Raw genomic sequence first — 26,318 nt, forward strand, 5'->3', positions numbered from 1 at the left:
GTTGATTGTGAGTTCGTTGGATAATACCATGAAGTTTACGGTGCCCAAGGAAGCGAATGCGGCGGAAGTGCAGGCAACATTGACAGAGGTTTACCAAGCCCTGCAAGAAAAAGGATACAACCCGATCACCCAGATCGTCGGTTACTTGCTTTCTGGCGACCCGGCGTTTATCCCTCGCCACAACAACGCGCGCAGCCTGATTGGCAAACTGGAACGGGACAAAATCATAGAAGAGTTGGTGACCGTTTACTTGTCCGAGCGCAAGTAGACCTTGAACATGACACGATTGATGGGATTGGATGTAGGCGACAAGACGATTGGAATTGCTGTCAGCGATGAGCTGGGATGGACCGCCCAAGGGGTGGAGACCATCAAGCGGCAGTCCAAGGAAAAAGACTTTGCCCGCATTCAGGAATTGGTAGCGCAATATCAAGTAGGTGCTTTCGTAGTAGGCTTGCCGAAAAACATGAATGGCACAATCGGGCCGCGCGCCGAGATGTGCCAGGCATTTGGCAAGCTTTTGGAGGAACGGACATCTCTTCCTGTCCACATGTGGGACGAGCGTTTGACGACGATGGCAGCAGAGCGTATGCTGATTTCTGCGGACGTCAGTCGCCAAAAGCGCAAAACAGTAATTGACAAAATGGCGGCCACATTGATCCTGCAAGGATTTTTGGACGCGAAATCGAGGTGACCCTAAGTGAGTGAAGAGATGATGGAAGAATTTGAAGTAGGCGACGTGATTGCCCTGACAGAAGAGGGAACAGAGGAGCCGCGAGATTTTCGGATCATGTATATTTTTGATATCGAAGACCGCAGCTATCTGGTGCTCGTTCCAGTCGATCAGGAGGAAGAAGAAGAGTACGAGGTTCACTTCCTGCGCTATGACGGTACAGACATGCTTCAGCCAATCGAAGACGACGAAGAGTGGGAGCAAGTAGAAGCTACCTTCGAAACATTGATTGCTGATTTGGAGAAAGACGGGATTTAACAACGAGAGAGGGCAGATGCCCTCTCTTTTTTTATCGGCAAGGCTGTTTGCTTCCGAAGTCAAACAGAGAGGAGAAAGCGAGATGGATGGCCTAATCGAGTACGGCTCCGAACTGATTTGGGAAAAGTACAAGGAAGCCGAAAAACGGATACAGGAGTTGGAAAATTCAATCGAATGGTTCAAGGTGTGCTTCGATACAGCGTACGAGGGCATTACGATCGTGGATGAGCACGGCTACATCCGCATGATGAACGATGCGTACTGCCGATTTATCAGCGTGCGAAAAGAAGATGTCATCGGCCGTTACGTGGAAGAGGTGATCGAAAATACGCGCTTGCCTGTCGTGCTGCAAACCGGAATACCGGAAAGAAACCAGGCGCACAGACTGCTCGGGCAGGATATGGTCGTTCACCGCATCCCGATCTGGAAAGAAAACCGGGTCATCGGCGCCGTTGGCATGCTGATTTTTGAAGGGGTGTCGGAGCTGTACCAAATTTTTGACCGCATGCAAGTGCTGCACGAGAAAATCGGGGATAGCCGAATTGTGATCGAGGCGCCTAGGCCGAAAAACAACAAAGTGACATTTGACCAGATTATCGGGGAGAGCGAAGCGATCGCAGAGGCGAAAAAAGTCGCGCGGCGAGCGGCCCAGACGTCTGCCACGATTTTGCTGAACGGGGAGAGCGGAGTGGGCAAGGAGCTGTTTGCCAAAGCGATTCACTCGCTAAGCCCGTTCCAAAATGGCCCGCTCGTAATCGTCAACTGTGCCTCCATCCCGGAAAATTTGCTGGAGTCGGAGCTGTTCGGCTACGAGGAAGGCGCTTTTACCGGCTCGAAAAAAGACGGAAAGCCGGGCAAGTTCGAGCTGGCAAACAAAGGAACGCTTTTTCTGGACGAGATTGGCGACATGCCGCTGCACATGCAAGCGAAAATTTTGCGGGTCTTGCAGGAGCGCGAGGTGGAACGCGTCGGGGGAATCAAGAGCATTCCCGTCGATTTTCGGCTGGTTGCGGCTACGCATCATTCATTGGAAGACAGGGTGCGGGAGGGGACTTTTCGCAAAGATTTGTATTACCGCCTGAACGTCATTCCGATTGTCATTCCTCCATTGGCGCAAAGAAGAACGGACATTCCTTTGTTGATCGCGGCCCAGTTGCAGGCGCTCAGCAAGAAAAACAACATGCCGCCAAAAGACATCGACAAAGAAGCCATGTCACTGTTGATCAACTACGATTGGCCTGGCAACATACGCGAGCTGGTCAACACAGTTGAGCGCCTTGTCACCTTGTCGGAGGACCATCGGATACGGACGAGTGACCTGCCTGCGGTCTTTTGCGGGGGAACAGGCTTTGCCGAAGCAGCCTTGCCCCAGCGTGATCGGCAAGCCGGGACGCCGCTGAGTCAGGCTGATGGAGGCGGAGCAGAGGGGGCTTTGGCGGAAAAGAAGCGTATTCTGGAAGCGCTGCATGAAGTGAAAGGGAACAAGTCGAAAGCAGCCAAAAAGCTCGGCATTTCCCGGGCAACGCTTTACAACAAGCTGAGCAAGTATCAAATTAGCTGATAGGTAGCAGAACGGGGGCGGCGATTAAAAAGTGTCTAGACGATTCGGTGTAATTGTCTAGACACTTTTTGTGTTTTTTGGACAGTTGGTCGAAAGAAAGCAAGGATGAAGCGGTGAAAACGTCGTGGCACGGAGTTTGCTTTCTGGAGGGGGGAGAGGCGGGATGTCGCTGCGATTTAGGGAAGAGGTAGAGAGCGCCTTGGGTTTGGAGATGCGGATGTGTCTGCGAACTAGGAAGAGGCAAAGAGCGTCCGGGACATAGGGAGGCGGGGCGTGCCTGCGATTTTAGGAGAGGGAGAAAGCGCCTTGGACTTGGCGAGGCGGATGTGTCTGCGACCTAGGAAGAGGCAAATAGCGTCCTGAACTTAGGAGGGGCGGGTGTGCCTACGATTAGGAGAAGTAAAGAGCGCCTTTGATTTAGGGATAGGCGGAGTGACCGCTAGACTCAGGAACAGACAGAGGCATCTGCCGTAGTGCATCCGTCTAACCCCTCATCTTTTAGAAAAAAGGAGGAGTTCACTATGTCGAGTTTGCCTGCAATTGGCATGATTGGTCTGGGCAATATGGGGATGCCTATGTCCAAAAACTTGCTTGGCAGCGGGTATGCGGTATATGGCTTCGACGTCAATCCAGACGCGGAAAAGGAGTTTGCGGCCGCTGGCGGAGTTGCGGGACTGACGATTGAAGAGGTTGTGAAACAGACAGAGGTCGTTTTGACGAGCTTGCCCTCGCCGGGGATTGTTGAGAGCGTTTACACCGGAGCGGGCGGGATACTGGAGCATGCGAGAGCAGGGCAGATTCTCGTGGATACGAGCACCGTGACACCTGGGCTGAATGAGCGGCTGGCAGTGGCTTGCCAAGCGAAAGGAGTCGGCTATTTGGCTGCTCCTGTCAGTGGCGGAGTCATTGGGGCGAAAAATCGGACGTTGACCATCATGGTGGGCGGACCAAAGAACTTGTTCGACCAGATGCAGCCGATATTCGCTGCGCTCGGTCAAAATATTTTTCACGTCGGGGCGAGAGTCGACAGCGGAACGGCGGTCAAACTGATCAACAACTTGCTGATCGGGTTTTATACATCTGCGGTCAGTGAAGGCGTAACATTGGCGGCGCAAATGGGGCTCGACCTCGACCAGCTGTTCGAGATATTGAATGTCAGCTACGGACAGAGTCGCATCTACGAGCGCAACTATAAAAGCTTTATCGCAACCAACGACTTTGCGCCGCACTTTTCCTTGAATTTGCTGCTGAAAGACTTGAAAATCGCCCAGGAGATGGCCGAGCAGGCTGGTCTGGATTTGCCGATCACAGCCGAGCTGATCAGCCTGTACGAGAAGTCGCAGCAAGCGGGCTTCGGCGAGCAGGACATGGCGGCGCTGTATTCCTACGTGCAAGCCGCACAGCGGAAAATTCAGGCGTAGTGCCACGAGAGAGGAGAGTTGTTCATGGTTACAGCAGTCAAAGAGGTAAAAAACTTCATCAACGGAGAGTGGGTGCAAAGCAGCTCCGGCAAATCGGAAGCCGTCATCAATCCAGCCACAGGCGAAGTCATCGCGCAGGTTCCGCTGTCTTCCCGGGAAGAACTCGATCAGGCTGTGAAGGCGGCGAGCGAAGCGTTTTCCTGGTGGCGCAAAACGCCCGTGCCCAATCGCACGCGGATTTTGTACCGCTATCATCAACTGCTTGTGCAGGAAGCGGAAGAGCTGGCTGTCATTATTACGCAAGAAAACGGCAAAAACATCAAAGACTCCCGTGGCGAGGTACAGCGCGGGATCGAGGCGTTGGAGGTTGCGACAGCCACTCCTACACTGATGATGGGACAATCGCTGCCGGAAATCGCGACAGGAATCGAGGGCGTCATGTACCGCTATCCGCTCGGAGTCGTGGCAGGAATTACTCCGTTCAATTTTCCGATGATGATCCCGCTCTGGATGTTTCCGCTGGCGCTGGCGTGCGGCAACACGTTTGTGCTGAAGCCATCCGAGCGCACGCCGCTGCTTGCGGAAAGACTGGTTGAGCTGATGATGGAGGCTGGATTGCCAAAAGGCGTGCTGAACATGGTGCACGGCGCCCACGACGTCGTGAACGGCATGCTGGTCCATCCGCTCGTCAAAGCGGTTTCGTTCGTCGGTTCCCAGCCGGTGGCCGAGTATGTCTACAAAACCGGAGCAGCTCATGGCAAGCGGGTTCAAGCGCTGGCGGGAGCGAAAAACCACGCGGTCGTCATGGCAGACTGCCACATGGAGAAAACCGTGCAGGGAATCATCAACGGCGCTTTCGGCAGCGCGGGAGAGCGGTGCATGGCGACGTCTGTCGTATGTGTCATGGAAGACATCGCGGATGAATTTACCGCAAAGCTGCTGGAAGCCGCGCAGGAGCTGAAAGCAGGAGATACGCAAGACGAGGAGGCGTTCGTTGCTCCGCTGATTCGGGACGCCCATCGCCAGCGTGTGCTCGGATACATTGAGAGCGGGGAGGCGCAGCGAGCGCGTTTGCTGCTGGACGGCAGAAGCGTGATGCAGGAGCTGCCGGACGGCTACTATTTGGGGCCGACCGTTTTTGACGGGGTGACGCCGGAGATGAAAATCTGGCAGGACGAAATTTTCGCTCCCGTTTTAAGCATTGTTCGTGTCAAAAGCCTGGATGAAGCAATCGAGCTGGCGAACCGCTCGGATTTTGCCAATGGAGCCGTGCTTTACACAACATCGGGAGAGCATGTGCGGCATTTCCGTGAAAATATCGACGCGGGAATGATCGGGGTGAACGTGAATGTTCCGGCTCCGATGGCGTTTTTCTCTTTTGCAGGCAACAAGGCGTCGTTTTACGGCGATTTGGGCACAAACGGAACGGATGGGGTGCAGTTCTACACCCGCAAAAAAACAGTGACGGCCCGCTGGTTCTAATCGGGTCTTGAGCAGAAATCCTCCCAATTCTTCTCTTTTCGCCAAAAAATCGTATACAGTGACAGCGAAAGTCAGCTCTTGTATAATAGACGGGATGGAGAGAAGAGACCCTAAAGGGAGGATTTCTAGCTTGAAACCAATGTCAGCGAAGTCTGATTTCAGATCGGAAAGACCTGCCACGTATCGGCGCAGACGGGGCGGACGAATTGTCATGTGGCTCGTCGCCTTGTTTCTCATTGGCTTGTTGGCCGCAGGAGGGGCAGCGTGGTACGTGTACAACGGGCTGCAACCCGTAGATGGTCCGCAAGAAGCCAAAAACGTGACGATCCCCACCGGTTCTTCCGCGCGGGAAATCGGCAGACTGCTGGAAGAGCAAGGGCTTATCCGCAATGCCGATCTGTTCCAGTATTACGTGAAGTACAAAGGCGTGGGACCGCAGCTGAAAGCGGGAGAATACCAGTTTACAACAGGACAAGCCATTGACGATATGCTCACGGCGATGGCCGAGGGAAAAACGGTCGTCAACGCCGAGCGTTTTACGATCCCGGAAGGCTGGAATATTGAGCAGATTGCCGAGCATCTGGACAAGGAAGGAATTGTGGAAAAAGCAGCCTTCCTGAAAGAAGTGAATGAAGGAGAGTTCCCCGAGTTTGCTTTTGTAGCGGAAATTCCGAAAGATAAAAACCGGAAGCACCGCCTCGAAGGATACCTTTTCCCGGAGACGTACGAAGTGAAAAAAGATTCGACGGCCCATGATGTCGTGTCCCGCATGCTGGCTCAGTTTGCCAAGGAATGGCAGCCGGAATGGAACGAGCTGATCAAGCAGCGTGGGCTGACCATGGACGAAGTGGTCAATCTTGCGTCCATCGTCGAGCGGGAAGTGACCGTGGACAAAGAACGTCCGCTCGTCGCGGGTGTTTATTTCAACCGCATCCGGGACAAGTGGCCGTTGCAGGCAGACGCTACCGTGCAGTTTATACTGGGCAAGCAACGTGATCGGCTGACGTATGACGACTTGAAGGTAAAAAGTCCGTACAATACGTACACGAACCCTGGATTGCCGCCGGGACCAATCGCAAACCCGGGTCGGGCATCGCTTGCGGCGGTTGTCAATCCAGCGAAGCACGACTTCTTTTTCTACGTGACGAAAAAAGACGGAACCTCGGAACATTACTTTTCCAAAACACTTTCCGAGCACAACGCAAATGATGCAAAAAGCAGGGGAAACTAACCAGGTTTCCCCTGTTCTTTTTTGCAAGGTATGCTATAATAATGCGGTTGTAACGAAAGAGGAGTGAAAGCATGATAACCAATCCCGCAATTGACGACTACGTGTCGGGCCTGGTTCCGGAACGTTCTTCGCTGCTCGCGCGGCTGGAACAGGAAGCGGCCGAGGAAAATATTCCGATCGTTCAGCTCGCTTCCGCTCAGGTGATGAGAATGCTGCTTTTGCTGCATCGCCCCGCAGCGATTCTGGAGGTGGGGACGGCAATCGGCTATTCGACCATTTGGCTTGCCGAAGCGGCACCACAGGCGCGGATTGTCACGATGGACATAGATGAAGACCGATTGACCCGGGCACGGGCAAATGTACAGGAAGCAGGCTGCGCAGAACGGGTTGAAATTCTTTCCCGCGACGCGACGCTCGGCTTGCCTGATTCTTATCAGTTTGACTGTCTGTTTATCGACGCGGCAAAAGGACAGTATCGGGCGTTTCTCGATTTGTATTTGCCGCTGCTGAAAGAAGGCGGGCTGGTGATCAGCGATAACGTGCTGTTCCGCGGTTTGGTGGCGACACCGGAAGAGGCTGGAAAGAGACAGAAGCCGATGGTGGACAAGCTGATCGCATTCAACGCCCATTTGGCGGAGCGACCGGATTTGGAGACGACGTTCATTCCGGTAGGAGACGGATTGGCTGTCAGCCTGAAGAAAAAGATACAGCCGTAGGGCAAAAAAGGATGGACGCAGCATGAGGAAGGGGACATGTGGCATGGGTAACCCTGTATTGATTGGCGTGGCAGGGGGCAGTGGTTCCGGAAAAACCACTGTGGCAAGGGAGTTGTATCATCAGTTCCGCAACGATAGCGTGACGATGATCGAGCAAGATTCTTATTACAAAGATCAAAGCCATCTGAGTGTGGAAGACCGGGCTTTGACCAATTACGACCATCCGTTCGCTTTTGACAACGATCTGCTTTTGCAGCATTTGCAGGAGCTTTTGCAAGGAAAGGCGATCCAGAAGCCGATCTACGACTTCAAGGTGCACAACCGCAAGAGCGAGCAAGTCCAGGTAGACCCGAAAGACGTCATCATTTTGGAAGGAATGCTGATTCTCGAAGATGAGCGCATTCGCAACCTCATGGACATCAAAGTGTTCGTCGACACGGATGCAGACGTCCGCATCGTTCGCCGGATCGTACGCGATATCGAGGAGCGCGGCCGTTCCCTGGACTCCGTGGTCAACCAGTATTTGAACGTCGTCCGCCCGATGCATCTGCAATTTATCGAGCCGACCAAACGCTACGCCGACGTCATCATCCCAGAGGGCGGATACAACCGGGTGGCGCTCGATCTGCTGTCCACCAAAATCAAAAACATTTTGTTGGAAAAACAGGAGCCAGCCAAGCTGTAGCATTCTGATGGATACAAAAGAAGGCAAGCACGATGGGCTGTCCCAAAAGGGGAGTCCTGAATGACGGAAACCCTAAAAAGGAATAAAAACATCCCGTTTCACTATCAAAAGTGGAGCGGGATGTTTTTATTCAATAAGTTGTTCTTCTGATTTTAATTTAGCAAGATAAGGGGGTGACTCAATTGCAGTTTGGGGCTTAAGAGACTTCAGCAGTCTCTGGATTAACTCTTAATTCATAACTCTTCCCTAAATCAAAATTATATATATGAATGAGCCATTCAGTTTTTTTGATTTCTACCTTTTGCACGATTAGTATCGCTGGTTTGTCAGAAAGATTTTTTGCAAAATTTAAAGCCGCTTGAATGGCTTTCTTTTGTGACATATCAGAATTAGGGTGCTTCACATCATCTGCAACTACTAGCTTACTCAAGTCTGTTTTAGCTGGATATGACTCTAGCGAAGGTGAAGTTGACCATGTTTCTACCTCTGAACCCACTTCAATATCTGTAAACAAAATCTTACTATTCTTACTATCAAGCAGAATAGCATCGTCATTTAACGAATACCATTCAACACCATATTTTCCTTCTGTAGCAGATGTTTTGTCACTTTCTGCAACAAGTAGCGCTCTTTTTTCATAGTTCGCCTCAATGACAAATCCCGTTAGTCCTTTATGTTCATTTTTAGGTTTTTCCTCTGAGCAACCTACTGTTAAGAGAACCATGGTAGACAAGGTAATGAACTTTAGATATTTATTCATTTTACCTATTCTCCCTCGTATAAAAAATATCTTAGTCTCCAATATAGATGTCATCAATATCAAAATGATTAACAGCTCTAGTTATATGAGTGTAAATACCATCCCCTGCGTTATGAATGCCTATAGCTGTACCCCCTAGAAAGATTGGAGCGCCACTATCCCCACTCTGGCTTGAATATGACGCTTGTCTCAAGCCTGTAAAGTAAACTTTACCGTCACTGGTGGTTAGGTAGCCACTCCAATTCTTTGATTTTAATGTCCCGCATTTGACGCTTCTTGTTGTAGCACCAGAAATGCATACGGCATCTCCAACTGTTTCATTTTTTGTTTTTTGAACCTCATCAATGTTATTTAATTTTGACTTATCGTTACCAAAAAGATAATAAGTGGCGTCATCAGATCCTTCATCTAACTTAATGATTGCAGCATCAACATTTCCCCCGAAGTTATAATCCTCAACTCTACCAAATCTCTCCCCGCCTTGAGAGAATTTATCTCCAGTAGACTCGACACAATGACCAGCAGTAAGCACATAAGAATCTGTTCCAATTTGAGCAGAGAATGCAGATGTGCAGTTACCACCCGTCTCCACATTAGTAATCCTTAAACCGGCTTGAATTGGCCTGAATTTACTGGATGGGCTAGCTTGAACGTCATGCACATCTTCTTCAAATATATTAATGAGATTGCCATCAACGCCTAGATCTAAATCACTAACAATGACTGAATCTAAAAGAAGACTTCTGGAAGCAGCGGTCTTTTTCTTTACTCCAATATCAATTTTTTGTTCAGGAATATTAACACTGACAGAAGAAATATCCAGTCCCCGCTGTGCTAATACATCCCTTTTTTCGGATACAGACTCTGCAATTTCATCCAGTTGCTGTTCAGTATAATCTGTGTAGTATAACTCAAGCATGTCTTTTGAATAAAGGTTCTTCAGTTCTTCCTCAAATTTTTTGACCTTTTCTTCAGATCCAGTTTTAAATCCAATACGAACTATGCCCCCTAGTTTTTGATCAATATACATGCTAGCAAATTCTTCTTGCAGATTTTCTGCAATGAAGTCCTTGATTGGCGGAATGAGCTTTTTTTGTTCCTCTAGCCTTGCATCTAGCTCTTTTTCCTCTTTTTTCGTGAGAAATACCCCATATTTTTCTGAGAAATTTTGAGAGTCTTTGGACAATGCTTTTAAGTTTTTAGTATTGGAGGACAAGCCCATTTCCTCTCTAAATCTTTCACTTTCCTTGAGTGCATCATTAGACTCGAGATATTGCTGTATCTCTGGGCTGTGTTTTTGTGCTGCCAATGTTGACGTTGCCGGAATTGAGAATGTAGTTACTGTGGTAGCTAATAGTGCTGCGACCAAAAGTGACGCTCCTAGTTTCTTCATTAGTTCTTACCTCCTTTGTATGATAATGGTAAATTATCACATTTTTTAGGTTGAAAAACCTCATTTCATATTAATTGATAAAATTTCATTTTTTTACATTATTTGAGTTTTAAACACTTTATATTTTCATTTAAATAAAACCATCTTTCATTTGGTTCACGAACCGAAATGCTGCCTATCACGTGTAATGAATTGGATATTTGCCAATGAAAATGATGCTAGCCTTAAACATTGGGCACGAGAAAACGGTAGTGTGCTTAGAATTTTTGTGGAACAAATGCACCATCAGCACAAGCCGCTTGGAGTGTCAAGTTTTCGCACCGGATCGTTTTTCGCCCGGCTATTCTGGCAATACTGGGAAGAAAAGGGCGAGGAGGGGAAGCTTCATGCAACTGGATCGCCGAATCAAAAGACGGCATTTTTTGGTGCTGATGGTGATGTCGCTTGTCTGGCTGGGGCTGATCGCCCGTCTGTGGTGGATACAGCTCGGAGCGCCTCACCGCTTTTCCAGACGCGGGATCGACTTGGTGAAAGCATCGGTGAAGCAGCGGCAGCAAAGTATCGTGCTGCACAGCGGGCGCGGAGATATTTTGGATCGGGGAGGCTATGCATTCACGGGCGTGGAGCATTTGGCGCTGATTTTGTTTCCGCTCGCTCGTGGCAGCATGGAAGGCACAGATGGGCTTGTCAGACTGGCGAAGATCACCGGACAGCCGAGTGAGCGATTGTCGCGGGCGATGGAGCAGGCGAAGGTGCCGCAGCTTTTGCGCAATGACGCGGGCAAGCTGATCGAGCTAACCAAACAGCAGGCAGAGGAGATCAACGCGCTGGCGATACCGGGCGTGGTGGCGCTGGCGGTGACAGAGCGCTATCGCACGGAAGAAGTAGCGAAGCACCTCATCGGCTTTATTCATAAAAACCCCGGCATGGTCGAGGCCCTGTATCCCGATGAATGGGCAAACGGCAAAATGAACGCCGAATCGACCGTGGGCGCGTCTGGTCTGGAGCGGAGCTTCGACCGCTTTTTGCAAGGCGTGGAGCCATCTGTCTTGTCCTACTATGTGGACGGTCAAGGAAGGCCGCTGCGTGGTCTGGATATTCGCTATACGAAGCCAAGCAATCAATACTATCCGCTGTCGTTGTCCACTACGCTCGATGTGGACATTCAGCGGCGCATGGAAGCAGCGGCTGAGCATGTCGGGCTTCGGGAAGGCAGCTTGATTGTTCTGGATGCGCAAAATGCCGATATCATCGCGGCTGTCAGTCGCCCGGCCTACGACCAGACGAATGTGAGCGGGCTTGCGACGGAGTGGAAAAACAGAGCGTTCAAACAGTTGCCGCCAGGTTCCGTCTTCAAGACGGTAGTCGCTGCCGCCGCTCTGGCAGAGGGCGTCGTTTCCCCGACAGATCGGTTTACATGCAGCGGAGAGTATGGCAAGTACCATTTTTCTTGCTGGAAAAAAGAGGGGCACGGCAGCGTCACGTTGGAAGAGGCGTATGCGCAGTCGTGCAATATCGCTTTTGCCGAGATTGCGAAAAGGGTCGGCGGGGAAAAGCTTGCAGAATACGCCCGCCGGCTGGGCTTGACGACAGAGGTTGGGCACGCCACGGCCCACTTGTTCAAGCTCGATGGTTTCAAGCAGCTCGACGGCGAAGAAAGCGGGCGTGTATTTGCCGAGGGCGTGTCCCACAATGACGAAGGCGTGCTGATCCAAAGCGCCATCGGCCAGCGCGATGTGCGGATAACGCCGTTGCAGGCAGCGAATTTGATGGTGACGATCCTGCGCGGAGGTGAACCCGCGCAGGCGCGTCTGGTCAAGGAAATCGCCTACCGGAACGGTCAGTCTTTTTACTCGTTTCCGGAGCAAAAGCTTGCAGCCGATGGCATCGACTACGTGACAGCCAGCAAGCTGCGGAAAATGATGCGTAAGGTGGTCACAGATGGGACCGGCCAGATGCTGCTGAACTCTTCCTGGCAGGTGGCCGGGAAGAGCGGGACCGCGCAGACAGGGAGTACAACCGATGCCAGAAATCACCTTTGGTTCGTCGGCTACGCTCCTTTGGAGCAACCGCGCTTTGCGATCTGTGTGGTATCAGAGAACCAGCCAAGCTGGGGGAAGAACCAGGCAATGGAGCTTTTTCGGCGTGCGGTCGATGAACTTGCCGATTATACAGCTCGATCTTCCCGACCTCCTGGAGCGTATTCCCGAGAATGAAGCCGCGCGCCTGAAGCTGGTTGCGCTTGCCCAGCCCGACAATCAGCATGAGCGGCGAGGAAGACATGTACATGGATTGTGAAGCTTTTGTCCAGATCGTCCGTTTGTCTCCTTTGCTTGGAGACAGGCGCTTGATCGTGTGGCTGTGCCAATCCCCGATGTATTGCGACTGGCTGTTTCTGCTCATTTTGCGAACGAGTCTTTTGAGATAGTCATCGTCGAAAAAGATCGAATTTGGCTGGTGAATCGCTCTTGGCCCAGGGTCGCTGGCAAATGTCACGACCCACTTTTCATCACCGAGCGGATACCCCATCATTACCCCTCCTGTTTCCACCGAGGGTTTTTTTCGTACAGCCTGCTCGATCTGCCTCCATGCCTTTGGCGTGATGTACAGTGTTGTCATGAAACGAGGTCCCTCCTTGAGTTCACCGCTAGCATTCGCTCTATATCGTATGTGCGCAGGCGGCAGAAGGTCCCGCTCAGGAAATCATGGCAATTGTCGAAAAAAAGATTGTAACTCTCCTCCTTCCTTTCTATAATTTAGAAAAAGACATGACTGGAAAGGTTGATTGTATGCCTACGGCCCCCGTTGATCACACTCTGATTGGGCAAGAACTAGCAGATGACCTTTACTCGGATAGCGGTGTACTGCTGCTGGGGAAGAATACGACCATAACAGCTGCACATGTGCACATTCTCCTGAAACAGCGCGTACGGGAAGTCAACATCGTACAAACATTGTCAGAGGGAACTGGAGAGCATGTCACTACGCAATTATTCCAATTGGAGGCGGACGGGGAGACGGTTGCCGCCTATGTACAGGCTTTGGATCAGACAAGGTTGATTTTCGATCAACTCAAGCATGATAAAATAGCGAGTCTGGAACAGTTTTCGCAAGTTTTTGAGAATGTACTGGAAAAATCCACGAAGGATTTGGGGCTTTTTCGCTCCCTTTACGTCCTGGAAGGGGCGGACAGTTATACATATCGGCATTCGTTGAACGTGGGCATTCTCTGTTCCCTAATTGCCCGCTTGCTGAAATGGGACGAGCAGCAGGTGACGTTTATGGGAACGGCCGGCTTCTTGCACGATGTGGGGAAAATGCGCATCCCGAAAGAAATTTTGTTAAAGCCGGGCAAGCTGACAGACGAAGAGTTCGCGATCATGAAAAAACATACGACATACGGCTATGAAATGATCAGGGAGATGGAAGGCGGATCAGAGCGCCTCGCCTTGTGCGCCCTGCTTCATCATGAGCGACTGGATGGCTCTGGCTACCCTGAGCAGCGCAAAGGCCGTGAAATTCCTTTGGCTTGCCAGGTGTTGGCGGTTGCCGACATGTTCGACGCCATCTGCTCGGATCGGGTATACAAAGGCCGCACTTCGCCTTTCGAAGCGGCACAGCTTTTATGGAAAGAAGCTTGCAACGGGTTGTTGAGTATTGAGATAGTCTCTGTGTTCGTGCGTTACATTGCCTTGCTGTACGTAGGAGCGAGGGCTCGTCTGAGCAGCGGGGAAGAAGTCGAAGTGATCCTGATCCACCAGGACGAGCCGATGCGGCCATTGGTGCGGCGCAGCGGGGAGTTTCTCGATTTGCGCTACGAGCGCAAGCTGACGATCGAAAAGATGATTGGATAGAGCCGCTTTGATGCGACTGCGACCGCTCTCGTTTATGAGAGCGGTTTCTTTGTTGCCAATTTGTGACGGATGTCCCGGTTGCTCGACCTTGGGTGTAAAGTGTGACACAATAAAGCGGAAGCATGATCGTACAGGCAACAAAAAAACGTGTCCACGGACGATTTTCCGATTGGAGATGACGGGTGGACGCTTACATGCAGGGAGAGAGTAACATGATACGTAAAGCGGAACCTCAAGATGCAGCTTTTGCGGCACCGCTGATTTATGAAGCGATTGGCGACATCGCCCACACATTGACCGGAGCGACAGAGCAGGAAGAAGCGCTCTTGCTGCTGGAGCAGTTTTTTGCCCAAAAAGGCAATCGGCTCAGCTATGAAAATGCGGTTATCGCCATGCGTGAAGGCGTGCCGGTCGGCGTAGCGCTTTTCTACCACGGCAGTCAGACAGAGCAGCTGGATCGCCCGTTTGTCGAGTATGTTCAAAAGCGGACAGGAGTTGCGCCCACGCTGGTGAAGGAAGCGCGCGACGATGAATTTTATTTGGACTCGGTCGCCGTTCGGGCCGATCAGCGCGGCAAAGGAATCGGAAAAATGCTGCTTTCGGCATTCGAAGAAGAGGCAATCCGGCGCAAACACGACCGCATCGCCCTTTTGGTAGACGAGGAAAACCCGCGTGCCCGTCAACTCTACGAATCAATGGGCTATCGTCAGGACGGGAATGTGACGGTGAGCGGACATCAATTCCGCCATATGGTAAAAAGCGTATTAGTGACGGTGTAGCGACAAACGTTTCTCTCGGGCCAGCGATGACAGGTCCGGGAGAGGCGTTTTTTTGTGGTGTCGGCTGGGGGTGGGGGCACTTTTGCGTAAACGTTAGCCCAGCGTGAACGCAGAAGCGGTGTTTTGGTGTATATGTTGGATAAAAATGGTTCTTTAGAAGGTTGAAAGTCGCGAGCTATATTCGCAACAATGAAAAAAGAAGGATTGTGATAAACGAGCAGAGTGGAAGGAGCGCTGTAGCTATGCGCCAACAAATAGAAAAATGGGTTTCTGCGTGGAGAGCGCTGATCGCGGATATGGACAGGCAGGGCGCGCACACCTGGCCGCTGATCATCGCTGATCCTGCGCAGCCGTGGCAAGTGGACGAAGCAGAGCAGCGACTGGGGATCAGTCTGCCGCTTGCGCTTCGACGTCTTTTTCTGGAAGGGACAAGCGAAGTTCAAATATACTGGTCGCTTCCTACTAGGACCGTCGAGCCATTTTCCCTCGGCGGGGATATCGGCTGGAGCCTGGACAGTTTGGAGTGGCCTTATTTCGGTCACGACGACGAAAGCGCCGACGAGCGACAGTACCTTTGCTTCCACGTCGGCGGCAATGGCGACATGTTGCTCTTGGATTTGCGAGCATGCGCGGACGATCCGCCTGTTTACGCCTGGGGGCATGAGACAGACGAATATATTTTGCTCGGGCACAGCTTCACAGCGTTTGTCGAGCGGGTGACCGAGCTGGGCTGTATTGGAGCGGAAGTGTGGAACTACGAGCCTTTTGCTGGCGCAGATGGACTCGATGTGCATGGGGAAAATGCGGTTCGCTGGAAAAAATGGCTGCAAACGTACCGGGAGCTGACGCTGGAAACCGCAGCAACCGATTTTGCGCAGCTCGTCGAGTACGCTGCCTTGCATGGCGCAGACGACGAGCGTGTGCGAAAAGCGTTCGATCAGTATGACGCAAAAGTCGTCCAGCAGGCTTGGGTGGCGAAAATCAGCCAGGCGCCGAACTTTGCTGCAAAAGAGCCATGGTGCCAACTGCTGGTTGAAACGTTGGGGATGAAGGCGGCGAATTGGGTTCGCTCGCTGTGGGAATCAGCTGGGCAGGAAAAGCTTGTTTCAGATGTCCAACGGGCGTACTTGTCAGCAGCTTGCCTGCCAAAAGAGGAAGGCTTGTCGCTTGTGCTGGCTGAGCTGGACAACGAGGCGAACATCGAGACGATGAACGGCTATACAGCCTATGGCCGTCTCAAGCATTTTCGTGCCAGGGAAGTTATCGCCTGGATGGAAGCATATGCGGCGTACCCGCTCGAAGGATGGGACAAGCTGTTTGCCGTTTCTGCTCCCGAATGGAATGATCTCGCACATTGGCTGGTAGGCAGTGAGGCACAGCGCCAGATTGCGCTCATGGCTTGGGGGCGGATGCTGGACAAGGGGGAGGTTCCAACAGGCGAGCCGGATTGGACAAAGCTGGACAGCTTATTGGACTTTGCAGCGGAGAAGGCCGTTTTGCGCAAGGAACGGGAGCGGGTCGAGCGCATTCGCGCTGCTTATGGTGAGCATGCACGCTAAACCGATGACTCAGGAAGGAAAGGGGATGAGGTGTCCATGAAGCATGTTGTGGTGGTGTGGGGAACAGACTTGCAAACAGAGGATGAACTGCAAGCTTTTCTGGAGCCAGTATATACGGAAGATGGAGACATGTATCCATCGGAGTTTATGAAAGCGACAGGACTCACCTGGATAGATGAAGATTTTTTTGAAGTACATGCCTTGGGGAAGGCAGAGGAGCGAGCGAATTTTTTGGAGTATTTGCGGCAGGAGTGCGTTTCAGCTGGGGCAAGCTCTGCCGAGAAACTGCCAGCTTCGCTCTCCGATGAACTGGCTGATTACCCTACCGTTCTGCTGCTGTACGGGCAACAAACGACCTACGGCACAGTTAATGAAGAACTGTTTTCACTCAGTGGCGAACGGCATGTGGCGAGTACGCAAGTGAAGCTTCTGGCAAAAATCGAATATGAGGGTTGAAGGGAAAAAGCGTCTGCGGAGAGTGGGCGCTTTTTTTGATTACTTCGTCAGTAGTTGTTGACGCGACGTTGCATAATCATTTTTCACCCAGGTTGGCGGGCTGGGGCATGGTTTTGTTATCAGGAAGAATAAATTTCTGGCATAAAGGCAGCGGGAGCGACCAAGAAAATATGCTTTTTCCCAAATGATGTTTGTCCGTTTCGGGAAAGCCAGTTTCTTCATTTGATATGTAATGTAAGGTTCATCCTTACTACTTTTCACGAGGAGTTGGTGTACATGCCAATCATTAAACCATTCATGACGTCTCTGCGCTTCAACTCGACAATTGGAGCGGGAACAGGCACAGGAGCGACTTTTGCGATTGCGGCAACAGCATTCAACACAGACGCAGGTGCTGCTGCGACAGCATTCCCATCCACCTTTGCTTACTACAACCTCTACATCAATGGCGTTTTGCAGCCAGGAGGTACGTCTACTGTGACCACATCCTCGCTGACGATTCCTGACGGAGACGCTGAAAACGATGGTGTATCTGTCATGGTTGAGTTTGTCGTCAACTAAAACAGCAAACAAGTGCAAGGGAGGCCCCAGGCGATCGTACATGCCTGGGGTAATCCCATTCCAGCGCAAGAGAGGAGTGAATCGTTTTGCAGCATAGAAACATACAGCGAAGCGGAGGGCAGCGAATCTATACCGTCAATGCGCGTTCACAGGTCATGCCGCCATATGGCTGCCCGGACATTTTCCCCGGTCAGCCATGCCCTACCTGTCCTCCTTGTCCGTGCACTCCTGGCTTGCTTGCCACCACGATCTACCAATATACGGCATTTTCAGACGGACAAAAAAATATGTACACAGATGCTGACGCCACGCCGCAGTTCAGCACTTCGGGGATTCGCGGGCAGCAAACCGTGTCCATCGTCAACCTGTTTATCAATGGCATCTTACAGCCGCCAAACAGTTACCTGGTTCAGCCCGGAGTTTTGGTGCTGAGCGGAGTGCCTGCCAAGGGAGCGCCGATCATATTGCAATTCATTCAGATCACGACGTCCTGAATGACACAGGCTGGAGAACAGAAGCAAGCCTCTCAACATACAACTGCTGTTTTCGGGTGGTACTTGCACATCTGGGTATTCGCCCACATAAGGATAGGAGTAAGCTATATAGACGTGGAGGTGGCAGCCATGTCCAGCATCATTGCGGCGCTTTCCCTTGTGTTTAAGGAACTGGTTATGTTTGTTGCTTATGTCAAGAACAACGCGTTTCCCCAGCCTCTTCAGGATACGGAAGAAGAAAAATACCTCCGCCTCATGGCAAAAGGCGACCCGTATGCCCGCAACAAGCTGATCGAGCACAATTTGCGGCTGGTGGCGCATATTGTGAAGACAATTTCGACAGAGTAGAACGTCAATATGTGGTCATGCAGAAGCGGGTGCGCATACTCAAAACAGGACGATATCACGAGAAACGGCTCGTGGAGTTATGACCAGATTTATTAGAACATTTAAGAACATTCATTAGACACTTATTACTTGATTTCAAAATGGACAAGCACGAACAAGCATAATAGGAGGAAATTGAAGATGATTGATCAACACGGTTACGGCAGATGTGATCAGTGTAACAGTTATTTCGAAGAGGATCTGGAGGAACTCATACTCAGGAATTCATCCCATTCACTTGTCTGGCATTTTTGTTCGTGGAGGTGCCTGACCCATTATTCAAGGAAAGTGATTGAATTGATTATTGATGTGGATGAAGAGACGAGGAAGGTAAGCGATATCACCGTTATTCAAAGTGGACAAGCAGAGCGCAAATAAAAGAGAGCCTCAGAATCGAATTCGGATTCTGGGCTTTGCCATTTTCACGGGATCTTCAAAGGATGGGAAGGAAGGATATGGTAATATGGTCTAAAAAGGTGATACCAGTGAATCTTATCGTTTTCTTATGGTGGATGTCAGGCATTCTCTCCTTTGGGGTTTTGTTTTTCGCCATAGTGGCACAGTCCTGGGTTTTGTCGCTCATCAGCGCAGTACTGTTTCTTCCGATTGCATATTATTTTGGCGGAGCCGAAAATGCTTATCAACTGATTGGTTTGTTTCCATTGCTTCACATTGTGTTAGCCGTTGTTTTCTCCTGGCGAAAGAAAAGGAGGCGAGCCTGATGTATTTAGAGGAAGAAGTTTACGGAATGTTAAATTGGGGATTTGCCATCGTAATGGGGATCCAATTGATCTGGCTAGTTTCTTTGAAGATTCAACACAAATTCAACAAGGAAGTATTCGGTTGGTTACTTGCTTACATTGTTTTCTTTGCATTGGCGGGGTACAAACTGTTAGAAGCGATCAATACGTTTGAAATGAAACATCCGATGGGTTCTGAAAATGCATCTGCGAGCATTGGTATGTCGGGGATATTATGGACCGCTAGTGTATTTTGTTTGTTTTTTGGTCTATCGCGCTTGCTATCGAATCGAAAGGGGAATGGGGGAGAAGCCGATGAAACGAAATCCTCAACATGATGGTGATCCGAATGCCTCTCCATGGGTGGATCCGAACTTGGAAAGCATCCAAAGAGTTGAAGGAGGCGCACCCAAAAAAGTGGTTTGGGGAGCTTTTCCGAAGTGGTTGCAATGGTTCGGGGGCGCCTTTGTGGGTATATTCTTTACTTTGATCGCGTTGTTGATTTTTTCTGCTCTACTGAAATAAGCCCTCAATGGGCTTCTTTTTATGAGTAATCCCAACAGGAAATTGTTCCCTCCATGGAGAAAACATCTTTTTGCTCTTATTGTCTTATGTTTTTGATTGAAAGGAGCCTATATCGTGCTTGCAAAAAAGAAATGGATAATCTCTGCAATGATCCTCCTTGTATTGGCTGCGCTAACATACGGGGAGATGCAGTACGTTACGACCACGGCTACAACACCACTGGCGGAAGGCTATTTGCTCGAAGCAGATAATCGTCTTCTCTTCGCCAAGGTAGTGGCAGGGAAAGAGGATGTCGCTGTCAAGCTGTATGAAGCAAAGGTCGAGACGTCAAACAATCTCCCCGTCATCAAAAGCAATTCCTACGCGTATTCGGGTTCCTTAGAGAAAGGGAATCTGATTTTAAAAACTCTCCTGGGTCAGCCCATCACTGCTACTGTCAATGAAAAGGAACTCACTTTTCATGGCCAAACAGAGGAAGGCTATGTAGGCGAAACTAAACTCTTGGCAAGCCAAAGTACGACCTACAACGAAAAGCTCGAAGCGATGAAAAAACGTGTGAGCGAACAAACTGCCCAAATCCAAAAGCAAACGGAAGAGAAGAAGGCGCAAGAAGCGGCAGATCAAGCATTCGGAGAGAAAGTACAGCGGACGAGCGATCTGCAAGTCAAAATCGCCGAAGACGCGAAGAAGCTCTCTAACATGATTTTTTCGGAGGAACAGACCTTGTACGAAGAGCATCTGACAGAGCTGCAACGAATGGTGGAGGAACTGTCAGCATACGCGCAAAAGCCAGATCTACACGATACGGATTATGCCACTATGGAGACGATGGTAGGCGGGATGGAAGTCCAGCTCGGCAGTCTGGCAGTCGTACTTACAAGGGTGGAGGACAAGAAAAAGGCCATGAACGAAATCATGGCGACGTTGCAGAAAGACATGGATGAGACCAAGGTGCTATGGGATCAGATCAAAGATGAAATTCCAGGCTTCAACAGCAGCTTGCAAGCATACAACGAAGCGATGAAGACGGGATTCGATGCCAGTGAACAAGCCAAAGCAAGAATGGCGGAAACTGAAAAGCAGCAATCCTCCATCAAGGAAATTGCCGAAGGGTTATACAAAAAAGCTGAAGGAATCCTGAGCCAGACAAAAGCCAAGTACAATTTTTAGTTGCGCACCTACTCTGAAACTATAAAACAAGGAGCCACGAAGTCTTATTCCAGCTCCTTGTTTTCATTTTTTGGGGGGGCTTCGATCAGTCTATTTCGTTCATTAATGTGAAGTTGTTTTTATTTAAATGAATAAAAATTTTTAGTTGGTACATAATGGTAATAAGTCCTACCGATTCTGAAAAGTTTCTACGCCATTTTCAACAACAGATAGGAGATAATCCACCGCTTGTGGCTGTTGTGAGGATAAGTTCAAGAGGAGCTGATGGATTCGCTTAAGACGGATGGATAGATCCGAATTTGTATCGAGATCCAATTCCCAAGGGAAAACAATTTGAAGATCTTGTTTTATTCTGGAGAGGGTTGAAAGTTGAATTGTATCCGTTTTTCCTGTTTCGAGATTACTAAGATACCCGCTTGAAACACCTAAACGATCTGCATATTCACTTAAAGATATTCCTTTTTTTTCGCGCATGCTGCGTATTTGCTGACCTAAATGTTCCACGCTTTTCACCCCCAATTTATGAAGTACGCGACTGCATAACTACTCTTAAATGGTACCATATTTTTCAAGTCGGGAGGGGGCAAAATCACGTTGTTTGTAACCATCAATCAAATTCAAAAGCAAGCATTTCCGAAGAAAAACCTCATCCAAATCAAAACGTTCCTACATAAAGAGAAGCAAAAGGGAACGATCTTCTTTCGAGATAATATTTTTGAACTTACCGAGCAAACCGCTTTTAATCTGTACTACTGTGTTCATCCTGGTTGTTCTTGTATCGATGCATTTCCGATTCCGATTAAAGACTTTCAGTATTTTAAGAGGAAAGCGGATGAAAAACGATTTCTTAAAAATTACTTCGAAAGATATTACCAACAATCGCTACCATCCAGAACTATAAATCAATACGAATTTCACTCTCCATATGTAGGAAGTGAGTATGTGTGGGTATATAAAAAAGTGGGAGCGAGAAAGGGATCAACGTGACACAGTATCGAAGCAGTTGGCAAAGAGGAAAAGAGATTCAAGAGAAGATACCGAAGTTGGATCCTTTAAAAAGCGGGGTAATCGTCGGTTTTACCATGGGAGAGGGTTCCTTTTTCGTTACTATCAATCCCTGTAAAACAATAAAAATTGGCTATCAAGTGAAGCCGATATTCATGATTAAACTGATACGAACAGACAGTGAAATCCTTCAACATATACAAAAATGGCTTGGGTGTGGACATGTTCATTTTTCTGAAAAGGCAGTTGCCTTTCGAGTGAGCAAACTAACGGACCTCGTGGAGATCATCATTCCGTTTTTTGACCAACATCCGCTGCTAAACATCAAACGGAAAGATTTTACTCTCTTTAAGATAATCTGCTATAAAGTCCTTCATGGAGAAGGACGGACAAAAGAAGGATTGAATAAAATTCTGACGATTAGAGATTTGATGAACAACGGAGGACATGTAAGAAGAAGAAAAATAAAATTGTAGGTGAATCTCATGGACATGAAAATGGAGAAGGAGCTAGGGATTGCTCCGAAGTTAAATGAATTGTTTGATGCAATTCCTGATGAGTGCGTTCTCCATCCAAACGACCTCTCAGAACTTCTTAATCTGAGTCAAGAAACGGTAAGACGTTGGTGTAGGCAAGGCAAGCTGCCAGCCTATTCTTGGGGCGGAAAATATGTCATCTTAGGATCGGATGTGAAAGATTTCTTAATGAAAGCGCGAAATCGAAGTAGTGAAGTAAAAAGGTTATTACAGTAATGAAATATAAACTGGTCCTAGCCTCGTTCTTTAAAGAAAGTAAAATAACTTATTACTTCTATAAAGAAGAAATGTTTTTTCAGTGCTTGTTTTGTGAGGAAAAAGCTATTATAAGCACTAAAACGACCATGTGGAAATGTAGCGCATGTGGTAATTCAGGGAACTTGGCGTCGTTAATAGCAATGATAAAAAAACAGGAGAATCGAACTGTTTCCAAAAGATTGATAAACCCTAGAAAACAAAAAAACCAGATCAAATACATTCTTCGGATTCTGATGCAAGAAGAACAGCAAAAAAAGACCCGCTTAATTCGGTTATTGCAAAAAAAGCTAGATGAACTCTGGGATCACTTTCAACTGTCGTGAGCGTAGGTGCGCTCACTTTTGCTTTTCTCTGGAAACTGTGTGGTAATGTTCCTGAACTTCTCTCACACCCAACATTTACATATTGCGTAACAATCCGCTTGTGAAGCGGCTTTTTTTGTTTTGTCATTTTGATAATGTAAAAAGGAGGCTTTACTTCCAGCGTATTGGGACTGTAATATTTCGCAGTGTGAGGGCTAACCACAGCCTCAGTTGCTCTTTGACAAATCAATACGTGAGGAGGTCAGAACATTTGTAAGACTGATATCACGAGCTCGGTAAAACTCGGTAAAGGGACTTTACCGCTTTATCGAAGCCAGTAGTTGGGTGAACAGCGTAGGGGAATAAAAGATCTTACCTGAGTGTTTTGAAGGAGTCGTGAGCATTGCGTGTTTTGAAGGAGTCGTGAGCATTGCGTGTTTTGAAGGAGTCGCGAGCATAGCGTGTATTGAAGGAGTCGCGAGCACTGCGTGTTTGTGAACGCTAATGTAAGTCAACAGATGTGAGAGAATATGCAACGTCGATTTCATAAACATCATGCTTGCGCAGTCAGTCACTCACACTTAAACACACTGTAACGTCCTCCTGATGCGCTTTCCTTACCCTCTGACGCTCGAAACTCGCGATAAAAGCAAATTGTAAAAAAGGAGCGAAAAAAGGGGTATAAACAAAGCACACATTTCGTTATTGGAATCATCGGAATTTGAACCCAAATCCCGACAATTCCAAGTATAAAAAGTTTGCTTTGTGCCCAGAATTTTGATGGAGGTAAGCATGGAGATTGATCAACATCAATGGTGTAAGCTTAATTCAAAGGTCGGCTCCAAGTTCTATGTAGGAAAGGAGGTGATGAGGAAATATCAGCTTTCTCCTACTGCGTGGGCTCAACTTAACAGGGAAGAGTGGTTTAAAGCCTACTACACCACTATTCAGTTACCGAATACTGAGAAAGGTGAGGAACAGGCCTATTTCTCGGAGCCAATCGATGAACTGTTCTCGCGTTTCAAATCGTTACGGAAAATCTCACAGGAAATTAGTGTTGAGCGTGACCATTTATCAAGATTGCTCAAGAATGGCCAGCTTGAGGCTGATTCAGTCACGTTCAATAATGGGAAAGGACGGTATTACGATATCGAGCAGATTTCTGAGAGAGTTACCAGGGCGCTTTCTGCCGAAGCTAACATCCAGAAGAACAAGAAGCGGTGCATCACCGTTGATTATAGTGAAAATTTACCTGATGATATCAAATCAATGATCTCAAGTTATCTGACACATCGACTGTCGAAAACTCCAGGGATTACGATTGGTGGAGTAAAGGTAAATGGACAGGGGATCACCAGTGAAGACGCTGCGGAAAACCATAGGAAAAGGCTGGAACGAATCTGCTTCCGTATTATCGCTAATCGATGCGGGATAAATGATTTGGCGACAAAAGAGCAAAGGTTTGGAGCAAGGAAGCTTTCTGAGGAAGAATGGCAACTATATGATCCTTCAATTTTTTCCCTGATGGACTTTTGCTTTGATGATTTATTGGCCATGGGCGAAGGTATCGCGCACTCTACTTTTGTAACGGGCTACGTAAATATCATTAGGCCTTTTTTTCAGTACGCTTTGATGGTGGAAGAGAGGGAGATCAAGCAAAAATTCGTCAAAGGAGAAATGTCTTTTGAGGAAAAACTTGTTGAGATGGACAAACTGGCTGACCGTCGAAGTATCATCTTGGAGCCGCTAAATGCGGTATCTCAGCTTAAAAGGCGCATTGGGTCCGTGCGGAGTGTATTCTTAACTCGAAAGGAGTACGTTTTAGGCTACAACTATGTGTTCGCCCATCACGGAATAAAGGCCGCGTTAATTTGGGTGTTTACCCATAAACTTGGGTTACGAAGGTCAGAAGCCACAAAAGTCGCCGTGGAAGATTTTTGGATCAATTCAGAAGGATTCCTCGCAAAAGATGATGCGACGGGCTGGGGAAAACTATTTCTTCCCGACCAAAAAAGTAAGGGGGGTGTGAGTGGTAGTCCTGTACGTGGTACCCCAGTCCCCCCGAAAATTGTGAACCTAATTAATTTGTACCTCAAGAATCATTTATTTGCAATAACTCCGTACGAAAAACATAAGGAGTTTGCTGGTAAGACATTTATCAAAAAGGGAGAACCAAAGGTGTATGCTAGAGGTCACGGCTTCTTTTTTCGACCTGACGAGAAAAATCCTGATAGCCATTATGCTCCTGACACGATCGGAAATTATCTAAGGGAATGGAGAGCCGAAATGGCATTCCTTGACGAGGAAAAGAGACAGTTTCTTTCGGCGCATGATGGAAGACACACAGTCAACGAATGGATTAACACGGCACGGGTAGATGAATATTTGAAGGATCAACGTACCTTCGCAGCAAGGTATCTTTTGAGACACAGCATGGCACCTAATGGTGATATCAACACCGCACATTATCGTGACCTTGCAAAAGTTCAGATGTATCTCAAAATCTTCGATCAAAGTTTGAACTTTCCTTATGATCTGGATGAGCTTGAAAAGTGGGAAGAAGATCGTGGATATCAGGAAAGTTCTTGTGACGAAGGACTGAAACGAAATCTCGTCAGCGATACTGCTGCTCGTTTGAAGGAACTTAAGGGAGGATTGGAAGAGATCGAGTTATGGTTTGAAAACCATCAACTTCAAGCACCAGAAGGGATGCATATTCGGGAGTGGTTCAAAAAAAGAAATGAGCTAGAAAAAGAAGCGATCAAACTGCGAGAGAAAATAAAAAAAGGGGGAGAGGTTTTATGAAGTTCGAAATGTTTTCTTCCAACCTAGACAAGCTTGTAGAGTTGGGAGTGGTCGTACCTGATTATTACTTCCTCTTTAGGGATGAGGATGTTTTGACAGTGGATAAGCTGGCCGAGGTATTTGAAACTACGCAAAGTACGGTCCGTCGGTGGTTTAACCCAGGACTTCGTCACGGTCCACTAAAAAGCAGAAATCCAACGCAATATAGCTGTACGGGGCGAGATTTCAAGGAGTGGTGCTTTAACAGGGATATTGGGAAACTGTCAAAGAGTTCGCAGTTTCAAACGGCAGCCACATACCTTAAGGCAAACAACAGTAGCTTTTCCGAGATCCCGTAATTTCAGAGCATTTAAAAGAAAACCGCCTTGGGATTACCTTGGCGGGTTTTCTTTAGGATGTTTTGAAATTAAACTAACGATTGAATGTATGACTCATTTTTCCAAGCCCTTGTGGTATTTGAATTCCTTAATGTGATGAGCCATGATTCAATAAAATATTTGATGCGTAACTTTGTAGATTTTGGTTATGTGGATGAATTTTATTACATTTTTACTGGCTGATAAGTTGACTAGAGCGCTGATCAATTTGATTTCCAAGAAAATAAGATCATTCTTTTTAGTCCGTTTGTGAATGTCAATCAAAAAGTT

The 26,318-nt window shown here is 48.5% G+C and carries 30 protein-coding genes and 1 pseudogene; 27 read left to right on the forward strand and 4 right to left on the reverse strand.

What is annotated here, in order from left to right; all coding sequences use genetic code 11:
* The first annotated feature begins 7 nt into the window (after nucleotides 1-7).
* The 9 genes from DEP07_RS07615 to udk all read left to right on the forward strand — a co-directional run bounded on the left by DEP07_RS07615 (nucleotide 8) and on the right by udk (nucleotide 8,087).
* A complete protein-coding gene (locus DEP07_RS07615) occupies nucleotides 8-268 on the forward strand; it encodes an IreB family regulatory phosphoprotein (protein ID WP_063230247.1) in 261 nt (86 codons plus the stop codon).
* 9 nt (nucleotides 269-277) lie between these two features.
* Nucleotides 278-694: a Holliday junction resolvase RuvX gene (gene ruvX, locus DEP07_RS07620; RefSeq protein ID WP_122964184.1), complete on the forward strand. Its 417-nt coding sequence runs from the start codon at nucleotides 278-280 to the stop codon at nucleotides 692-694.
* A gap of 6 nt (nucleotides 695-700) precedes the next feature.
* Complete coding sequence (locus tag DEP07_RS07625; RefSeq protein ID WP_005832492.1) at nucleotides 701-991, forward strand: DUF1292 domain-containing protein; 291 nt, start codon at nucleotides 701-703, stop codon at nucleotides 989-991.
* 82 nt (nucleotides 992-1,073) lie between these two features.
* Nucleotides 1,074-2,552 (forward strand): sigma-54 interaction domain-containing protein, encoded by a 1,479-nt coding sequence (locus DEP07_RS07630; protein WP_287102322.1) that lies wholly within the window; start codon nucleotides 1,074-1,076, stop codon nucleotides 2,550-2,552.
* A 530-nt stretch (nucleotides 2,553-3,082) separates the two neighbouring features.
* On the forward strand, nucleotides 3,083-3,973 hold the full coding sequence (locus DEP07_RS07635) for an NAD(P)-dependent oxidoreductase (protein WP_173597500.1): 891 nt from the start codon (nucleotides 3,083-3,085) through the stop codon (nucleotides 3,971-3,973).
* Nucleotides 3,974-3,997: 24 nt separating this feature from the next.
* On the forward strand, nucleotides 3,998-5,455 hold the full coding sequence (locus DEP07_RS07640) for a CoA-acylating methylmalonate-semialdehyde dehydrogenase (RefSeq protein ID WP_173597452.1): 1,458 nt from the start codon (nucleotides 3,998-4,000) through the stop codon (nucleotides 5,453-5,455).
* A gap of 130 nt (nucleotides 5,456-5,585) precedes the next feature.
* Nucleotides 5,586-6,686 (forward strand): endolytic transglycosylase MltG, encoded by a 1,101-nt coding sequence (gene mltG / locus DEP07_RS07645; RefSeq protein ID WP_173597451.1) that lies wholly within the window; start codon nucleotides 5,586-5,588, stop codon nucleotides 6,684-6,686.
* Nucleotides 6,687-6,757: 71 nt separating this feature from the next.
* Nucleotides 6,758-7,402, forward strand: a complete 645-nt coding sequence (locus tag DEP07_RS07650; RefSeq protein ID WP_217022427.1) for an O-methyltransferase — start codon at nucleotides 6,758-6,760, stop codon at nucleotides 7,400-7,402.
* Nucleotides 7,403-7,445: 43 nt separating this feature from the next.
* Nucleotides 7,446-8,087 (forward strand): uridine kinase, encoded by a 642-nt coding sequence (udk, locus tag DEP07_RS07655; protein ID WP_122964178.1) that lies wholly within the window; start codon nucleotides 7,446-7,448, stop codon nucleotides 8,085-8,087.
* Between the two features lie 196 nt (nucleotides 8,088-8,283).
* On the opposite strand, the gene DEP07_RS07660 is transcribed toward udk, so the two are convergent.
* Entirely contained in the window at nucleotides 8,284-8,847 is a 564-nt protein-coding gene (locus DEP07_RS07660) for a DUF3221 domain-containing protein (RefSeq protein ID WP_287102323.1), read from the reverse strand.
* Between the two features lie 31 nt (nucleotides 8,848-8,878).
* The gene (locus tag DEP07_RS07665) at nucleotides 8,879-10,240 is read right to left on the reverse strand and encodes a S1 family peptidase (protein ID WP_287102324.1); all 1,362 of its coding nucleotides are present in this window, start codon (nucleotides 10,238-10,240) and stop codon (nucleotides 8,879-8,881) included.
* A gap of 386 nt (nucleotides 10,241-10,626) precedes the next feature.
* Here DEP07_RS07665 and DEP07_RS07670 point away from each other — a divergent pair, with 386 nt between their 5' ends.
* Nucleotides 10,627-12,456: a peptidoglycan D,D-transpeptidase FtsI family protein gene (locus DEP07_RS07670; protein WP_287102325.1), complete on the forward strand. Its 1,830-nt coding sequence runs from the start codon at nucleotides 10,627-10,629 to the stop codon at nucleotides 12,454-12,456.
* Between the two features lie 91 nt (nucleotides 12,457-12,547).
* Here the strand turns inward: DEP07_RS07670 and DEP07_RS07675 are convergent.
* Nucleotides 12,548-12,859, reverse strand: a pseudogene (locus DEP07_RS07675) (Mov34/MPN/PAD-1 family protein); the annotation flags it as partial.
* 170 nt (nucleotides 12,860-13,029) lie between these two features.
* Here DEP07_RS07675 and DEP07_RS07680 point away from each other — a divergent pair.
* The 12 genes from DEP07_RS07680 to DEP07_RS07735 all read left to right on the forward strand — a co-directional run bounded on the left by DEP07_RS07680 (nucleotide 13,030) and on the right by DEP07_RS07735 (nucleotide 20,765).
* Complete coding sequence (locus DEP07_RS07680) at nucleotides 13,030-14,094, forward strand: HD-GYP domain-containing protein (RefSeq protein WP_063231307.1); 1,065 nt, start codon at nucleotides 13,030-13,032, stop codon at nucleotides 14,092-14,094.
* A 212-nt stretch (nucleotides 14,095-14,306) separates the two neighbouring features.
* Complete coding sequence (locus tag DEP07_RS07685; protein WP_122964173.1) at nucleotides 14,307-14,873, forward strand: GNAT family N-acetyltransferase; 567 nt, start codon at nucleotides 14,307-14,309, stop codon at nucleotides 14,871-14,873.
* A gap of 242 nt (nucleotides 14,874-15,115) precedes the next feature.
* Entirely contained in the window at nucleotides 15,116-16,432 is a 1,317-nt protein-coding gene (locus DEP07_RS07690; protein ID WP_287102326.1) for an SMI1/KNR4 family protein, read from the forward strand.
* A gap of 36 nt (nucleotides 16,433-16,468) precedes the next feature.
* Nucleotides 16,469-16,888 (forward strand): immunity 22 family protein, encoded by a 420-nt coding sequence (locus tag DEP07_RS07695; protein WP_063231310.1) that lies wholly within the window; start codon nucleotides 16,469-16,471, stop codon nucleotides 16,886-16,888.
* A gap of 276 nt (nucleotides 16,889-17,164) precedes the next feature.
* Nucleotides 17,165-17,449, forward strand: coding sequence for a DUF4183 domain-containing protein (locus DEP07_RS07700; protein ID WP_063231311.1), 285 nt, complete (start codon nucleotides 17,165-17,167; stop codon nucleotides 17,447-17,449).
* A gap of 86 nt (nucleotides 17,450-17,535) precedes the next feature.
* Nucleotides 17,536-17,943: a DUF4183 domain-containing protein gene (locus DEP07_RS07705; RefSeq protein ID WP_063231312.1), complete on the forward strand. Its 408-nt coding sequence runs from the start codon at nucleotides 17,536-17,538 to the stop codon at nucleotides 17,941-17,943.
* Between the two features lie 129 nt (nucleotides 17,944-18,072).
* Entirely contained in the window at nucleotides 18,073-18,291 is a 219-nt protein-coding gene (locus DEP07_RS07710; RefSeq protein WP_287102327.1) for a hypothetical protein, read from the forward strand.
* Between the two features lie 180 nt (nucleotides 18,292-18,471).
* Complete coding sequence (locus tag DEP07_RS07715; RefSeq protein ID WP_287102328.1) at nucleotides 18,472-18,708, forward strand: hypothetical protein; 237 nt, start codon at nucleotides 18,472-18,474, stop codon at nucleotides 18,706-18,708.
* Between the two features lie 107 nt (nucleotides 18,709-18,815).
* Nucleotides 18,816-19,052 carry a hypothetical protein gene (locus DEP07_RS07720; RefSeq protein ID WP_287102329.1) on the forward strand — a complete coding sequence of 79 codons (237 nt, stop codon included), beginning with the start codon at nucleotides 18,816-18,818 and terminating at the stop codon, nucleotides 19,050-19,052.
* A complete protein-coding gene (locus DEP07_RS07725; RefSeq protein WP_287102330.1) occupies nucleotides 19,052-19,408 on the forward strand; it encodes a hypothetical protein in 357 nt (118 codons plus the stop codon). The genes DEP07_RS07720 and DEP07_RS07725 overlap by 1 nt, the downstream gene beginning before the upstream one ends.
* Nucleotides 19,386-19,595 (forward strand): hypothetical protein, encoded by a 210-nt coding sequence (locus DEP07_RS07730; RefSeq protein ID WP_287102331.1) that lies wholly within the window; start codon nucleotides 19,386-19,388, stop codon nucleotides 19,593-19,595. Before DEP07_RS07725 ends, DEP07_RS07730 begins: the two co-directional genes overlap by 23 nt.
* A 114-nt stretch (nucleotides 19,596-19,709) precedes the next feature.
* Entirely contained in the window at nucleotides 19,710-20,765 is a 1,056-nt protein-coding gene (locus tag DEP07_RS07735; protein ID WP_287102332.1) for a hypothetical protein, read from the forward strand.
* Nucleotides 20,766-20,933: 168 nt separating this feature from the next.
* Here DEP07_RS07735 and DEP07_RS07740 read toward each other — a convergent pair whose 3' ends face one another.
* Nucleotides 20,934-21,269 (reverse strand): helix-turn-helix domain-containing protein, encoded by a 336-nt coding sequence (locus tag DEP07_RS07740; protein WP_287102333.1) that lies wholly within the window; start codon nucleotides 21,267-21,269, stop codon nucleotides 20,934-20,936.
* A 90-nt stretch (nucleotides 21,270-21,359) separates the two neighbouring features.
* Here DEP07_RS07740 and DEP07_RS07745 point away from each other — a divergent pair, with 90 nt between their 5' ends.
* From DEP07_RS07745 to DEP07_RS07765, 5 genes are all read left to right on the forward strand, one after another.
* A complete protein-coding gene (locus tag DEP07_RS07745) occupies nucleotides 21,360-21,752 on the forward strand; it encodes a hypothetical protein (protein WP_287102334.1) in 393 nt (130 codons plus the stop codon).
* Nucleotides 21,749-22,246 (forward strand): LAGLIDADG family homing endonuclease, encoded by a 498-nt coding sequence (locus tag DEP07_RS07750; RefSeq protein WP_287102335.1) that lies wholly within the window; start codon nucleotides 21,749-21,751, stop codon nucleotides 22,244-22,246. The genes DEP07_RS07745 and DEP07_RS07750 overlap by 4 nt, the downstream gene beginning before the upstream one ends.
* A 9-nt stretch (nucleotides 22,247-22,255) precedes the next feature.
* Nucleotides 22,256-22,522: a helix-turn-helix domain-containing protein gene (locus DEP07_RS07755; protein ID WP_287102336.1), complete on the forward strand. Its 267-nt coding sequence runs from the start codon at nucleotides 22,256-22,258 to the stop codon at nucleotides 22,520-22,522.
* 1,136 nt (nucleotides 22,523-23,658) lie between these two features.
* Nucleotides 23,659-25,671, forward strand: coding sequence for a hypothetical protein (locus DEP07_RS07760; protein ID WP_287102337.1), 2,013 nt, complete (start codon nucleotides 23,659-23,661; stop codon nucleotides 25,669-25,671).
* Entirely contained in the window at nucleotides 25,668-26,009 is a 342-nt protein-coding gene (locus DEP07_RS07765) for a hypothetical protein (RefSeq protein WP_287102338.1), read from the forward strand. Before DEP07_RS07760 ends, DEP07_RS07765 begins: the two co-directional genes overlap by 4 nt.
* Nucleotides 26,010-26,318 lie beyond the last annotated feature (309 nt).

Source organism: Brevibacillus sp. (assembly GCF_003521185.1).
Lineage (GTDB): Bacteria > Bacillota > Bacilli > Brevibacillales > Brevibacillaceae > Brevibacillus > Brevibacillus parabrevis.

What these genes read in the sequence shown, in the direction of transcription:
- ruvX (WP_122964184.1), top strand. Translation starts at nt 278, where the DNA reads ATGACACGATTGATGGGATTGGATGTAGGCGACAAGACGATTGGAATT.
- DEP07_RS07630 (WP_287102322.1), top strand. Translation starts at nt 1,074, where the DNA reads ATGGATGGCCTAATCGAGTACGGCTCCGAACTGATTTGGGAAAAGTAC.
- DEP07_RS07640 (WP_173597452.1), top strand. Translation starts at nt 3,998, where the DNA reads ATGGTTACAGCAGTCAAAGAGGTAAAAAACTTCATCAACGGAGAGTGG.
- DEP07_RS07650 (WP_217022427.1), top strand. Translation starts at nt 6,758, where the DNA reads ATGATAACCAATCCCGCAATTGACGACTACGTGTCGGGCCTGGTTCCG.
- udk (WP_122964178.1), top strand. Translation starts at nt 7,446, where the DNA reads ATGGGTAACCCTGTATTGATTGGCGTGGCAGGGGGCAGTGGTTCCGGA.
- DEP07_RS07660 (WP_287102323.1), bottom strand. Translation starts at nt 8,847, where the DNA reads ATGAATAAATATCTAAAGTTCATTACCTTGTCTACCATGGTTCTCTTA.
- DEP07_RS07665 (WP_287102324.1), bottom strand. Translation starts at nt 10,240, where the DNA reads ATGAAGAAACTAGGAGCGTCACTTTTGGTCGCAGCACTATTAGCTACC.
- DEP07_RS07670 (WP_287102325.1), top strand. Translation starts at nt 10,627, where the DNA reads ATGCAACTGGATCGCCGAATCAAAAGACGGCATTTTTTGGTGCTGATG.
- DEP07_RS07680 (WP_063231307.1), top strand. Translation starts at nt 13,030, where the DNA reads ATGCCTACGGCCCCCGTTGATCACACTCTGATTGGGCAAGAACTAGCA.
- DEP07_RS07685 (WP_122964173.1), top strand. Translation starts at nt 14,307, where the DNA reads ATGATACGTAAAGCGGAACCTCAAGATGCAGCTTTTGCGGCACCGCTG.
- DEP07_RS07690 (WP_287102326.1), top strand. Translation starts at nt 15,116, where the DNA reads ATGCGCCAACAAATAGAAAAATGGGTTTCTGCGTGGAGAGCGCTGATC.
- DEP07_RS07695 (WP_063231310.1), top strand. Translation starts at nt 16,469, where the DNA reads ATGAAGCATGTTGTGGTGGTGTGGGGAACAGACTTGCAAACAGAGGAT.
- DEP07_RS07700 (WP_063231311.1), top strand. Translation starts at nt 17,165, where the DNA reads ATGCCAATCATTAAACCATTCATGACGTCTCTGCGCTTCAACTCGACA.
- DEP07_RS07710 (WP_287102327.1), top strand. Translation starts at nt 18,073, where the DNA reads ATGTCCAGCATCATTGCGGCGCTTTCCCTTGTGTTTAAGGAACTGGTT.
- DEP07_RS07715 (WP_287102328.1), top strand. Translation starts at nt 18,472, where the DNA reads ATGATTGATCAACACGGTTACGGCAGATGTGATCAGTGTAACAGTTAT.
- DEP07_RS07725 (WP_287102330.1), top strand. Translation starts at nt 19,052, where the DNA reads ATGTATTTAGAGGAAGAAGTTTACGGAATGTTAAATTGGGGATTTGCC.
- DEP07_RS07730 (WP_287102331.1), top strand. Translation starts at nt 19,386, where the DNA reads ATGAAACGAAATCCTCAACATGATGGTGATCCGAATGCCTCTCCATGG.
- DEP07_RS07755 (WP_287102336.1), top strand. Translation starts at nt 22,256, where the DNA reads ATGGACATGAAAATGGAGAAGGAGCTAGGGATTGCTCCGAAGTTAAAT.
- DEP07_RS07760 (WP_287102337.1), top strand. Translation starts at nt 23,659, where the DNA reads ATGGAGATTGATCAACATCAATGGTGTAAGCTTAATTCAAAGGTCGGC.
- DEP07_RS07765 (WP_287102338.1), top strand. Translation starts at nt 25,668, where the DNA reads ATGAAGTTCGAAATGTTTTCTTCCAACCTAGACAAGCTTGTAGAGTTG.